The organism is Enterococcus villorum (genome assembly GCF_007990225.1).
In the GTDB taxonomy this organism is placed as follows: domain Bacteria; phylum Bacillota; class Bacilli; order Lactobacillales; family Enterococcaceae; genus Enterococcus_B; species Enterococcus_B villorum.
Genome location: NZ_BJWF01000004.1, coordinates 95086 through 108137 on the forward strand (window position 1 = coordinate 95086; position 13052 = coordinate 108137).

Below are 13052 nucleotides of genomic sequence, written 5' to 3' on the forward strand. Positions count from 1 at the left end.
TTAAACTATAGCACAAAAAAACTCAGAACATCTAGTTATAGACATCCTGAGAAATAATGTGAAATGTTAACTTATTTTTCTAATAAAGTACCAACCAGTTAGTCCTACAAGGATTGTTCCCAAAAAAGCAGGCAAAGAAGACTGTCCGTCATTTGTTTTGGGTAATTGACCTTCTTTAGAATCCTCTAATTGATTGGAAGCAATTCTCAATGGTTCATTTTTCTCACTCATACTTGAATCAACTGTACTTGTGTTCACTGTGATACCGATCATCGTACTTGTGCTCGTCTGATTAGAACCCTCTATATTTGACACTACAATGCTTGAATCGGTTGTGCTTGGTTCCTTTGTACTTGATTCTGTTGTACTTGGTTCTGCTGTACTTGGTTCTGTTTCTTTTTTCGTATTCGTTAAAACAAAGGTATTTCCTTCACTAGATAACGTACTTTCAAATCCATCCGGCACATTTACTTCTTCTATCTGGTAAATAAAATCTTCCCCATGATTATTGTATTTCGGTAAAACAACGTTTTTGTTTTCCACTGGTATTTCTTTCAGTATCGCTTGATAACCTACTTGCTTAGTTAGAGAAAGGATATCCGAAGATTGCCAATTCGCTGGATCAACGACGTTATTTCTATGAATCACATATTGAATCGCTTCTGGAATTTCGGAGGCTGGCACGTTTTCCCATTTTTTCGTAAGATGCAAATCAATGACTGGTGCCTTTATTGAAGGAATCGGAAAGTCAAGCAATTCCTCGCCACTTTCAGGAGCTAAGGTTGTCCTACCATTACACAAATACCAAGTCTCTCCTTTAAAATTAGCCATTTCTGTATTTAAACGCACCTGATAAGTCAGTGTGATCCGTTCATTTGCACCTAAAGCGATATTCTTAACGGTTATTGTCTGATTGACTTCAGATACTGATACATTATCCAATACATCTTCTGCTTTTTCCCAAACGCCTTGATCATTTTTACGCCACCCAATCAATTGATACGCCTGCTCATCGAATGAACCAGCACCTTGAAGAAGAATATTTTCACCCATTGGATCGGTGATTGTGCCATTAGGAATTGTTTTATCTATATGATTAGCAATTTCTGTCAATGCTGAACCTAAGCCACTAAGATTTTCATCTGTCGTCAAATAGTTTTGTGGTTCTGATGCAATGTTTCGGCCAATATATTCTCCTCTTGCAGAAGGAGCTGTAGCGATTGAATAACACAGAAATCCAGAATTTTGATCGACACAATCGTCCCTAATGTCGCATCTGTCACCACTGAACTACTTACTGGAATCGCATTAGCATCCGATGAGCTACTACTTGTCGTATAATATTTTTCAGAATTGGTTTGAAAATCTTGGACATAATTAGCAGTGTGATAACCATTGTAATCCATAATTTCTCCGTTATTTGGATATTCAGTTGCTCCTACAGTGGGCAGATAGCTTCTATTTGCGCTATTATCACCAATATGGATCAGTATTTTTTCGGCTTCAGGACGACTTTGTTCTAATAACATTCGTTGTCCTGCCATCAATCCTTTTTGCATAAAGGTACCTGAATGAGATTCAGCCGTATTTTTTAGAAAATTCTCTAAGTAATCCGTGTCTGTTGAGAACCCATTTGTTGTGTAAACAAAACGATTGTAAGCAACGATTCCCACGCGGATATTTCCATTAGCTAATGAATCAGTCAACTCATATTCGAATTGTTGTAATCCTTTTAAAGTATTAACTAATTTTTCGCCGTTCATAGAAGAAGAATAATCAATTACTAACACTAAATCAATTGGCGTACCTATCTGATTCCCTTTCACATCTAAAGTCACATCAAACAAACCTTGTGTAGCTTCTGTTTCTTTGACACTTTTTTTCACAGACGCTTTATCGCCATAATTAACGTAATTTTCCTCATCAAAACTAGCTTCCGGTGCCTAATTGTGGGTATTGCCTTCACTCTTACCATTGGTTAAGTACTGGCCATTTGCATCGGTATAGTTAAAATCATAAGTCTGTGCAAATGAAACTTTTGCTGTAAGTCCTATAAAAAGAACAATCAAACCAAAAATTAAAATCGCCAACAGCATGTATTTCTCTCTAATTTTTCTCATATCCCCACTCCTTATTGATATCATCCTACGTAAATTTACAACAATAGAAAGTATAAATGCTTTACGTTGTTCAAGCGGGCAAGAAATTGAACATTTCCAATACAATAAAATCCGTCTTTTATGATAAGATGAGCCTGATAAAAAATTTTTTCGTGGGGTGTCACACTGATGGAAATATTTAACGAATTTTTTGGGAATGAGGCAAAAAAAGAAATAGACCTTTTAAGGTACTTATATAAACAAAAACGCTTTGTAACAATCGAAGAAATTAGTCAAGCTTTAAGCATGGATCGACGTTCTATTTATAAATACTATGATTCTTTAGTGAATATCTCTTTAACTCCACAGGGAAATCATAACCAAATTTTCCTAACAAAGCATGGACGTGGTTATAAATTTGTTGGAACAAAGACCGACTATAAAGTCTTGATCCGTGAAATATTACAAGCAAATCCCTTTTTTCATTTGTTCGAAACGCTTTTACTTGAAAATAAAGTCAACCTCACCAAATTTGCTTATAAAAACTACTTATCTGAATCGACCGTACGCAAACGTTGTTATGAATTAGAGTCTATTTTAAAACCATTAGGATTTACGTTAAAAACAACGAAAGGGTCTCTTTATTTGATTGGTGATGAACCTCGTATTCGTTATTTCATGGTCGCGTTTTTTTGGCGAACTTTTTCAGGACTACATTGGCCATTCCCTGGTATTTCTCAAAGAAAATGTGAAACGATTGCGAGAGAATTTTATGAAGCACATACGATTCCTTTTAGTGAAATTGAGTTAAAAATTACTACTTACGTCTTAGCCGTGTCCGTTCTACGATTTAGAAAAGGACAAAAAATCCCTAGCGATCGTTTATCTTTAAAACCTGACTTAACACCGCATGATCTTGCACTCTTTCATCAGTTAACAGACCTAGATTCTCCAGTATCCAGAAAATTAAACGATGAACTTCGTGAATATTTTTTACTTGAAGAAAATGAAAGTCACTTTATCTTTTTATGGCTCCAGTCAAATCTAGATGTTTCATTTTCAAAAGAACAATTAACCGATTATTTTATTTTCCAGCCAACAAGTAAACAAGAACGTTCTTATTTAAAAAGGATAATGTACTTATTAACTGAAGAATACGATCCCCAGCTTTTAACCTTTGAAAAAAGGAGTTTGATCTTGCAAACAATCTTAACAGGGATTCTTTCAGTTGAAGTTTTCGGTGAAACGATTCATACACTCACAGGCTATAACTTGTACCAATATGTTTCGTATAACTTTCCTAACCTTTTGATACGTTCCCAACAACTTTTAAATCAAGTCGGCATCTATTCGACCAATGTCCCAAAACAAAAAGGACTCGCTTTACATGTTGCCGTTGCTTGGTCGCTGATCACACCGCCCACAACGTTTATGAAAAAAATAAAAATAAAATTAGAAACCGATTTGCCTTTTTCTCTGACATTGAACATCAAAGAACGAATCGAAACTTCTTTCCAAAGCTTCTATCATCTGGATATTCGTAGACAATTTGAAAACGAGAGCCCTGATATTTGTTTAAGTACTACACCATTAACAGAAACTTTTGAAAAAGAAAAAATACCGATTGTCTTGATCAATGCCCAAGTTAGCTTAACCGACTTAATAGCCATTAAACAAGAAATCGAGAAATTGATAGACAAAGAAAAAACGTGACCTATGAAGAACAGTTTTCTTAAAATAAAACCAACCTTTAATCCTTTTCTTTTTTCTCTATCTACGATACACTATAAGTAAATAAGGAGCTATGCGCTAACATAGCCCCCTAATGTATAGTCCGTTCAAAGCGGATGGCATTTTTGATCAGGTTTAGAGTCCGTTTACTTCGCCAAAAGTTGAGACGGCTCTATTTTTTTGTGCTTTTTTGAACTTTAACCAAGCCAAAATCGAATCGCTAGCTTTCGCTACGGCAGTAATTACTACTGCTGCTACTCCGATAATAGCAATGATTTGATCCAATGAGAACAAATCAGGCATTTCCTTTCTAAAGAGACTGACCAATAAGCTAGTAAGCCCATAGGCACCACGCTCCTCTAATTGGATTTGCCAAACCGCCACAAACTTTCTACAATGATATTTTATCATATCTATCTAATTCCCTTTATTATAATTTCTATTCTTTAACGCATCGTTTGCATCTGCAGCGAGCGCTAATAATTTCTTCATCTTATCTCCATCTTTTCCATTGTTTAAAAAGTGATATCACTTTCTTAGTGCTGGCACTTCAAATCCTGCTTTTTTTGGGGCAATCAATAGGTCTAACGCAATACACATGATCCTAGACTCACTTTTACTGTATTTTTGTTTGAGTTGTTGCAATTCTTCTTGTCTCTTTTCATCCAATGTTACGGGTAACCGTTTATTTCCTATTGCAATTGGCATTGGTACTCTCTCCTTTCATCAAAATAATCCTATGAAGAATACGGTTGCGATCACCTTGAATATTAGACTCACAAGAGCTAACACAAACCGCCAAAAGACCAAACAAAATACCAGTATTCCGAAAAATACTACGAAGTTTAACTGCACAGCTGCACTATGTCGCATAAGTATTTCACCAACAAAAAGTACTAACAATAGAGGAATGATTTTATTCATATGGACATTCTTCTTTAGCTTAGGTTATCAGGCTTTGCCCGTTTATTTCACACCACCTAAGCGACGGGGGCGGTTGGTGCGATTGGTGCGAAATAAGAACCATTCCCTTAATTTCAAGTTTTTTGTTCTTATTTCATACATTTCCACTTTTCGGTATAAATGATTATTGATCTTTTTTTCTTTCAAATCGTTGGTACGACATTCGTTTGCGGTCAAGTTCATTTTGGATTTCTTCTGTGTCAATGTAAGTGTAAGTATCTAAAAAATCAGTTAAAGACGTGTACCAGTCGTCACCTAGGTTGTCTACTTCTTCTACATATTCCCTCAAAAATGTTTTGGGTACTGTGAGTACGTAATCCATTCCTATTAACAAGATTGATTCTGCTCCACACATCAGAAACCTAGTAAAAGCAGATTTTATCGTTCATATGCATCTCTTAAAAGGAGAGATAGAAATGCTTACTCCCAACTAAAAAAAGAAAAAATTTAAACTCAGCGATTAAAACACCCAAGATAATCTGTTATACTATTTACAGAAAATATAACTTTGGGAGTGCTAGTGGATGAAAATCTATTACATTGAAGATAACTTGTTTCATCAAGAACTGTTTAAAAAAGAACATGAGAAACATGAACTCCTGCAAAATATTGATGTCCATATCTTTCCATCGGATCAACTGGAAACCATTTATAAAGAATTGGAATCGTATTCTTTTTCCTCTTCTGATTTTTTCATTGTTGATATTGATCTGAAAACACTCCATACTGGCATTGACTTTGCTAAAAAAATAAGGGCATTCAATCCAGATTGTTTTATTATCTTTTTATCAAATGATAATACGCGGGGTGTTGAAATTATCAACCATCAAATTCGTCCCGATTGTTACTTAAGCAAAATAAATTTAACCGAAGTCTTTACTACTATTGAACAAAAGCTGCTTTCTCATCTCAAAAATCAAAAACAATCGTCCACAATCATAGAATTGTCTGGCACTGGAAAAACATTTTTGGTGGACCCTGAGGAAATTAATTATATTGAAACTATTCCTGGCGCACGTTCTTGCTTAGAATTTTGTGGTGTGCATGAAAATTTTATCATCCACGATAAAATGAAAAATATCAAACACAAATTTGAAAAATATAACTATTTTAATGATTTAAAAAGTTTTTCTATCAATCCCTTTAATATTAAAGAGATTGATAAACAAACGATGGAAGTTATTTTTAAAAATAGGGAAACACTGCCTCTTAGCTCCACAAGTATCAAAAAATTATTAAGCTATATTACGCATCTAAACTAATAAAAATACGCTTTAACCATTTTTTTATCTGGTTAAAGCGCATTTTTTTATCAAGTTTCGTAAATGATTAATTCCAGCTCAAACGTAGCAGAAGCTTTGACATAGGTGACTTGATAGTCAGCATTTGTGTATTTTTCAATAATTTTTGAGAAGTTGTAAAGACCCAAACCGCCACCTTTTTTAGAAGAATAACCTCTTTTTAACATTTCCTTTAAACTAACCCCATTCATTTTTGCGGGATTCCCTATCTTAAAATAAAACCGTTCTGAGGTCTGATCAATTAGGATATCTATCGAAGTGGTAACTTCAGAGTCATAGTGTTCGATCGCATTGTTCAATGCAATCGAAAATAGACGGATCAAATCAATATAGTCTAGTTTGATAGCTGTTACAGGATTTAATACCGTGATTTTATAAGGATATTTTTTTCGATCAGCTTTTTCTATAAAATCATACAATAATCCTCGAATCGCTGAATCATTGATTTTTTTCACCGGGTCATGCCTAGCATCATCAATGATTTCTAATGAATATTTTTTAAGATGTTCCAACATGGAGAAAGATTCCCCGACTTCTTTGTTGGTCAAACTATATTCTAACGCTTCAATGTAATTCAAATAATCATGACGAAATTCATCAAGTTTAGCGTAATAAGTAGATGTTTCCTGTTTATCTTTCAAATAAGACTCTAAAAGCTGAAACTTTCTTTGATAAACAACAAAAACCACAAATAAAACGGTATAAAAAAGATGATAAAGCAACAAAATAATCGAGGTTAAAACATAATCTAAAGAATAAAAATTGAACGTGAAATGCATAACATATAAAATCCCCATTAAAATTGTCGAAAAAATGGTTAGTCCTTTCAACTTTTTCGTATATCCACTAAAGTAATCAAAAATGTGGTATTTTTTATCCAATAAACTCATATAATAAAACAGGTAAGTGGCAATCAATACTTCAAAAACAGCATACACAAAAATATTGAACATTCCTAAATACCGAGGAAGATCAAAAGTGAGAAAAAAAGAAAAACCATTGATACTCAACAAAAGGTTATTAAGCATCATACTGAGAAAAAAATTATTAACTAAAAGATAGATAAAATAACACTGAACTCCATAAATAAGAAAGAAAAAGTACAAGGTATATCTTACAAAAATTAAATTAATAACAAATAGTAACAAATAGAAAATAGAAAAACGATGACGAGTTTTCCCTCTAAACAATACCCAGTTACAAATAATCAAATTTAAATAACCAACTATAATAAAACTAACAATACTCATTACAGGCTATCTCCACTCCCTTTACATGTATCATAGCAAAAAAGAAGGAAAAACAGTTGCTTGCTTTTCCTTCCTATTCATTATGGTGCTTTGACAATGGTCCACTCTAATTCTGATTGATACTCACCAACATAAGCACCTGGATAAACAGTCAAATCAAAACGATGAGTGTCATCTTGTAATAATGCATAATCTGTCTCATTTTCTTTAGCAGTCGGTAATGTGATCGGTCCGTTATTAGTAAGAAGCTGGTTCTTAATACCATTTTGATAATACAACGAAGCTGGAAGTACTTTTTCATTATTGGCAAATGGTGTAATTTGTTGAACGGCCAGTGTCCAATTATGGTCTGTTGTCGTATCTTCTACTAACACATTGACTGCTTCTTGCGTCAGAGAATGCTCAGTTTTTCCAGCAATTGACAATGCTTGGAAAAGAATTTCTGAAACAATGTTTTTAAATCGAACGGTTCCAGGTTCCAAATCAAGCGTCACATTTTCTGGATTCGAAACAGCGCCTTCTGAATCCATTGCATACACTTCTACTTTATTCTCCCCTTGATGTAGACCATTTAGTGGGATCGAACGTGAAAATTCCGTCCATTCATTTTTCTGTTGGTTTGTTATCCCTTCTTGTAAGGGACCTTTTTGTCCATTCAAGCGATAATACAAACTAACCGTTTCACTATCCGCATCTTGCCAATGTCCATTGATATTGAAAATTTGGGTAGCTGGTGTGACTTTAACCGTTTGATTTGCTATCTGATCAGAAAGCTTTAATTTTGGCGGAATATTGGTTTGAATCAAGGTAATATTCGCATCGTCATCAGCTAGTTGACCATTCTTGTCAGAAATTTTGATGTGCACCTGATTATCGCCAATTTTCCCTATGTCTGTCAAGTCGATCGGGATACTGAACGTATTATCTTCCTTAAAACTCCCATCTGGAATGCTTACATTCTTGCCATTAATCGTCAATTCAGGATGTAAGTCTTCAATTGCCCCATCCCAAGTACCTGTCAGGACTGTTTTGTAAGAATCAGCATCTTTCACTTCAATTTGTTTGTTTTTTGATGTTTCATCAAAAACAACGGATAATTGCTGGATAGTCGGCATTCTAACTGTTAAAAATGAATCCGCATTAAAATCACCGATACTACTGTCATAGACAGCCGTGTGCAAACTGAATTCTTTGTTATCCAGTGCAGCTGGGGTTACTGTTGATTGATAAGAAAGAACCACCTTGTCTCCTTGATTGATTAAAAGATTGTATAAAGCGTAGGTATCCTCATAATCACCATCATTGCTTTCAGAATTATCTACCGGGATTTCTGTCATACGTCCATCATAGGTTACCGTGTCTTCATAGTAAATCTTTCCTTCAAGATTAAAAAATAAGAGGATATTCCTAGGAATTTCTCTTGATGGATCAATAAATTTACCTTGATCTGTCATCCCTGTTTTTTTATTTGTAAAAGTAAATGTCGGTTCTCCTTTTAAAGCAAGTCCTTGCGTTTTATCCGGAAATAAAGTAATAATTGATGTTTGGTTAAACTCCTCTTCTAAGGGTATATCATCTAGTTTTTCCAAAGTCGTTGTAACTGTGATGGTGTCTCCGACAGCTGTGTAATGAGGCGAGCGGTCTTTATTATAAGTAAGTGTCGCTTTGACATGCCCGCCAAAAATCGTTGCTTCTGTTCGATCAGGATAGGTTGTTGCTGAAACATTTACAGTAAAAGTCAGTAAAGCAAATAAAAGACTTACCAAAAACGCACCTATTACAGCTGATGGTTTCTTTTTTGTGCCCACTAGCGTTTTCACCTACTTTTTTGTTTAAGTAATTTATAACTTAAGTATAGAATAATCAACACAAGCAAACTCCCCATGCCCATTACGATCATTAAGTATGAGTTGTCTGTTTTTTCAGTCACTGCTTCTTGATTGATTTTTTTTGCTTTGTCCGCTTTAATTGTAAAATCTGTCGTCAAATGCCAAGCTTTATTCGTATTTTCTTCTTTTGCGTCGATGGTTACTGTATAGTCTCCAGCTGCGATTTTTTGTTTTTCTAAACTAATCGGAAAATCAAAATTGGTGTTAGGTGCAATAGATAAGTTATTTTTTTTCGTTTCATAAAGAATTTTTTCTGAGCCTTTTTTTGTGATTTTTGCATCAATCGTTGTCTTACTGATGATCGTGGGTTTTGGATTTTGGATATTCGCAAAAATGGTGGTATACGAATTTTGCAAACCTGGCTTTGCCGAACGCAATTTCAAGTCAGGTGCGACAGCATTGGTCTTATTTTGGAATTTTACACCAATCACATACGCATACTTGTTTCGAATGGCTGTACCCTCTAGTTTTTTGCTTTCGTTGTCTTTTTTGCTGATATGGATTCCTCCAATAATGATTCCAGAAAAAGACTTATCGGGCATCGCTACTTGAAAGGTGACATCTTTTTCTTCGCCAGCTTTTAATGTGACTTCTTGGTTTTTCGGTGACACTAACTGATTAAGTACATATGTGGCTGAAGGATCTTTTTTTAACTCTGTTTGTCCATAATCAATGACCCCATTACTGTTGGTAGCCGCATTGTTGACATCAACCAAGTAGGTGGCTTCTTTTTGTCCATCGTTTGCCAAATGAATCGAAAAACTTTCTTGTTGCTTAGGTGACAATAGCAAATCAAAATAAGACAAGTTTTTATTTACTTGAAATTCAGGGATATTTGCACTTACACTGTACGCTGAATCGGTTGAATCAGCGTAGCTTGTAAAGGGAATAAAAAGTATGAGAACCTCTGCCAAGACAATAAAAACTTGTTTCATTCCTAGCTTTTTATTCATCTGCACTTGTTGGACCGGCCGTTAATGTCCAAGTAATCGTTGCCGTGTATTCTTTTGCTTGTGCTGAACCAGCAGGAACAGCTAATTGCACATTGGCATTATTACCTTCGTCACCTTCAAAGACATCTACCCATGTGCCTTGACCTGCTAAACTAGTTGCAGTCATTACTGGTTTTGCTTCTGCGTTATCAAAAACAATCGCATTGTTTACTTCTGGTTTTGCGCTTATATTATCTGAACTTGTACGGGCGTCCCCATTTTTGAAAGATAAAACAGCCCCTTTTAGTTCACTCTGGTCTGATGCGGTAAATTTAGATGCAGCTGCTGTTAAGGTCCAACCTCCTTCTACCCCACGTTTATCAGTAATTTGCACATGAGGAGTAGCATTTACTGCATGATAGACTTGACTGCCTGTTGCAATCTCTTTTGTACCAAATGTGATATTTGATACGTAGTCAATGGATAATGGACCATTGTCGCCTGTACCATGATTGTCCGGATCATCTGGATCAACATCGTCGCTTGGATCTACATGATGATCTGGTTGGTCTGGATCAACTGGACCATTGGGATCCGAGTTTCCACCTGTAAAAGTGATCTTTGCTGTTGAACTTGCGCCATCTCCTTGTTCATCCGCATTAACAAGAAGACCTCCTAAAATAGACGTTGAAAGTAAAGTAATTGTAGCAGTATAAATTAGTGATTTTTTCATTTTTCTTCTCCTCATAGATCATTTATTCAATGTATTAATCAAACTACGCTGGTGCGTCTGTCAGTGTCCAAACAAGTGTTGCCGTGTAATCCCCTTGCATGTTTCCTGAAGGAACTTTCAAAGTGATGTCTTGTGTATTCATGTCATCAACACAAGTACCTAAACCAGTCATAGATGTAGCATCCATGATATTTTGGGCCTCATTTCCTACTATTACCGTGTTGGCTACGGGTTGAGCAGATTGATTATCCTGTGTTGATTTGGTGGTTCCAGCTGGAAACGTTAATTCTGCACCTTTCAATACTTGGTTGTTCGTTGTGACGAACCCTGGTTTTTCTGTATCATAATTTACTTGAAGATGCCAGCCAGCGCCTGATCCTCGCAAGTCAGAAACCTGTGCTTCCGTTCGCAATTTCGGTGTAGAAGCTCTATAGGTTTCAACTTTTCCTGAAATGGTCTGCTCCCCAAAATTGATGTTTGAAATATAATCTACCCGAAGAATCCCAGTATTGCCTGTTGGGTCATTCGAATTGTCTGGTGTATCATCATTGTCAATGGGTCCGATTGGATCAATTGGATCATCAGGATCTTGTTGTTTCAACCCAATTTTTGCGGTACTTTTTCCATTAGTATCATTGTCTGCATGTACAGACACAGTCCCTCCCATAAGAATGGCACTATATAAAGCGGCTACTAAAACTGTTTTTTTCATTTTGTTGTCTCCCTTTTTTATTCATCCAACTGAGGCACACTAAACTTCCTATGATAAGTAGCCAACCAGTTGTGATCATGCTTGGATTATTTCTTTCATTTGTTGCTGGATAACTCTCCTGTCCCTGATCGCTCTGAAGCTCTTGATTTGTTGTGTGTGTCTGGTTCTCTAAGTTACTTGGCGAAATATTCCCCTCAAATGTGATCCCTACACTACTTTTTTCCATCGAAGCAAAGGTCTGTTGCTCAAATCCTATTGTTACCTGAGAAAAAAGTAGAACTGTTATTACAAAAGGGCAATACTTTCTGATTTTTTTCACTCTTCTTCCTCCCATCTTCCTCTTGATCCGCCCTTTCACACTAAAAATCCAATCAATTAATAATTATTACAATCCAGATCAACGTTATTATAGCGAATTTTTTTTGTTCATTTTTTATATTGAAAGCGCTTATTTAAAAACTTATGTAATTTTATAAAATAAATCTTGCTTTTAGAATAATACACACGATCCCCTTCTACGCTTTCTCTCTAGTTGTTTTTCTCTAAAATGATTAATTGCACAAATGCTAGTTATGATGTATTCGCTATTTCGCTAAAATAGTCAAACTTTTATGATTTTTTAGTGAAGTTGTTAACAATATTTCTCATTTCGTTTCTAGTGTTATCAATTAACTTCACTTCTAATCACTTCCCATAACACACGAATCAATATTTCTATCTATCGTCCATATAAAAAGCTCTCTATATTCTTGAGTCATTTTCATTATTGCTCCATCCATTTGGTAGTGAACAATTACCTAAATCATTTTTGTGTCTTTAATCAGAAAAATTTGTCACAAATATTTGGAAAATTTGTTTAGCCAATCAACTTGTTTGAAAAAAACATATATAGTTGAATTGTCTACAGATATAAAAAAAGAATCTCAAAACGCATTCTTTCAGCATTTCAAGATTCTTTGTACTATTTAAATATAATACGTATACCAACGAGCTCTATCCAGATGGCACCATCAACTTTTCTGATAGTCTATGATTTTTTTCTCAAAAGTAACCAGCCTGCAAAACTGATTAGCCCTAGTCCAAAAGCAATTGAAAGCCTGCTATTTTTTTCATTGGTTTTTGGTAAAATTTCACCTGTCGTAGCTTTTATAGAATTAGTCGCTACTTCTGTTTTATTTGTAACTAGTTCCGTTAATGGGTATCCTGTTTCTACAATATTTTTATTTAATATCTGTAAGGCGGGATGATTATATGCTTCATTATTTTCTTCTTTTAACACTGGCGTTTCATAAATTTTTTGACCTGTTGGATCCGTATAGGTTAATGTTTCTCCTTTAGATTTAGATAGCATCAAAATTTTAGTATAACTGTAAGTAACTATTTGAGTAGATTCTCCAAAAAATCCTATTGCATTTTCTGGTATTTTGGTTGTGTCTAGCGTA

Annotated in this window: 12 protein-coding genes and 2 pseudogenes; 2 read left to right on the top strand and 12 right to left on the bottom strand. The window is 35.0% G+C overall.

What is annotated here, in order from left to right; all coding sequences use genetic code 11:
- Positions 1 to 66 precede the first annotated feature (66 nt).
- Positions 67 to 2096: pseudogene (locus EVI01_RS03340) on the bottom strand (VWA domain-containing protein).
- A 192-nt stretch (positions 2097 to 2288) separates the two neighbouring features.
- Between EVI01_RS03340 and EVI01_RS03345 the strand changes: the two are divergent.
- Positions 2289 to 3812, top strand: coding sequence for a helix-turn-helix domain-containing protein (locus EVI01_RS03345; protein ID WP_010751672.1), 1524 nt, complete (start codon positions 2289 to 2291; stop codon positions 3810 to 3812).
- A 153-nt stretch (positions 3813 to 3965) separates the two neighbouring features.
- Here the strand turns inward: EVI01_RS03345 and EVI01_RS03350 are convergent, their stop codons facing one another.
- The 4 genes and pseudogenes from EVI01_RS03350 to EVI01_RS03365 form a co-directional block, all read right to left on the bottom strand.
- Entirely contained in the window at positions 3966 to 4214 is a 249-nt protein-coding gene (locus tag EVI01_RS03350) for a hypothetical protein (protein WP_025480679.1), read from the bottom strand.
- Positions 4215 to 4358: 144 nt separating this feature from the next.
- Positions 4359 to 4538: a hypothetical protein gene (locus tag EVI01_RS03355; RefSeq protein ID WP_010751674.1), complete on the bottom strand. Its 180-nt coding sequence runs from the start codon at positions 4536 to 4538 to the stop codon at positions 4359 to 4361.
- An 18-nt stretch (positions 4539 to 4556) separates the two neighbouring features.
- Positions 4557 to 4754: a hypothetical protein gene (locus tag EVI01_RS14000; RefSeq protein ID WP_025480680.1), complete on the bottom strand. Its 198-nt coding sequence runs from the start codon at positions 4752 to 4754 to the stop codon at positions 4557 to 4559.
- Positions 4755 to 4917: 163 nt separating this feature from the next.
- Positions 4918 to 5163, bottom strand: a pseudogene (locus EVI01_RS03365) (hypothetical protein); the annotation flags it as partial.
- A gap of 154 nt (positions 5164 to 5317) precedes the next feature.
- On the opposite strand from EVI01_RS03365, the gene EVI01_RS03370 reads away from it, so the two are divergent.
- A complete protein-coding gene (locus EVI01_RS03370; RefSeq protein ID WP_010751676.1) occupies positions 5318 to 6055 on the top strand; it encodes a LytTR family transcriptional regulator DNA-binding domain-containing protein in 738 nt (245 codons plus the stop codon).
- 50 nt (positions 6056 to 6105) lie between these two features.
- Here EVI01_RS03370 and EVI01_RS03375 read toward each other — a convergent pair whose 3' ends face one another.
- The 7 genes from EVI01_RS03375 to EVI01_RS03405 form a co-directional block, all read right to left on the bottom strand.
- Positions 6106 to 7047 carry a GHKL domain-containing protein gene (locus tag EVI01_RS03375; protein WP_261766387.1) on the bottom strand — a complete coding sequence of 314 codons (942 nt, stop codon included), beginning with the start codon at positions 7045 to 7047 and terminating at the stop codon, positions 6106 to 6108.
- A gap of 377 nt (positions 7048 to 7424) precedes the next feature.
- On the bottom strand, positions 7425 to 9152 hold the full coding sequence (locus tag EVI01_RS03380; RefSeq protein ID WP_010751678.1) for a hypothetical protein: 1728 nt from the start codon (positions 9150 to 9152) through the stop codon (positions 7425 to 7427).
- Between the two features lie 8 nt (positions 9153 to 9160).
- The gene (locus tag EVI01_RS03385) at positions 9161 to 10168 is read right to left on the bottom strand and encodes a WxLIP family cell surface protein (RefSeq protein ID WP_371859409.1); all 1008 of its coding nucleotides are present in this window, start codon (positions 10166 to 10168) and stop codon (positions 9161 to 9163) included.
- Positions 10169 to 10178: 10 nt separating this feature from the next.
- Positions 10179 to 10898, bottom strand: coding sequence for a WxL domain-containing protein (locus EVI01_RS03390; RefSeq protein WP_010751680.1), 720 nt, complete (start codon positions 10896 to 10898; stop codon positions 10179 to 10181).
- 43 nt (positions 10899 to 10941) lie between these two features.
- On the bottom strand, positions 10942 to 11610 hold the full coding sequence (locus EVI01_RS03395; RefSeq protein WP_010751681.1) for a WxL domain-containing protein: 669 nt from the start codon (positions 11608 to 11610) through the stop codon (positions 10942 to 10944).
- On the bottom strand, positions 11576 to 11929 hold the full coding sequence (locus tag EVI01_RS03400) for a hypothetical protein (RefSeq protein WP_010751682.1): 354 nt from the start codon (positions 11927 to 11929) through the stop codon (positions 11576 to 11578). Before EVI01_RS03400 ends, EVI01_RS03395 begins: the two co-directional genes overlap by 35 nt.
- A gap of 708 nt (positions 11930 to 12637) precedes the next feature.
- Positions 12638 to 13052 (bottom strand): LPXTG cell wall anchor domain-containing protein (locus EVI01_RS03405; protein WP_146811527.1); only part of this gene is annotated, 415 nt, incomplete at its 5' end.